1 pseudogene is annotated in these 279 nt (G+C 62.4%); it reads left to right on the top strand.

The annotated features are described in order from the left end of the window. Positions 1-242, top strand: a pseudogene (locus AC0IW9_RS30690) (hypothetical protein); the annotation flags it as partial. Positions 243-279 lie beyond the last annotated feature (37 nt).

The raw sequence follows: 279 nt of genomic DNA, 5'->3' as shown, positions 1-279 counted from the left end.
AGAACGCGGCCATCGAAACTGCGCTGGGTGAATTGGAAGTTGCCGTACGTGGCGACGACAAGGCAGCCATCGAAGCGAAGATGAATGCCCTGTCCGAAGCGACCACGCCGCTGGCGCAGAAAATGTATGCCGAACAGCCGCAGCCAGGTGCTGCCGGTGCGGCGGCGGATGCCGGTGAAACCAAGGGCTCTGCGGACGACGTGGTCGACGCCGAGTTCGAGGAAGTCAAGGACAACAAGTAAGCCCCGGCTTGCCTGTGTTTGCGCCCTGGCACACAGC

Source organism: Belnapia sp. AC561, from assembly GCF_979252845.1.
This window is presented reverse-complemented; position numbering and strand designations above follow the sequence as displayed.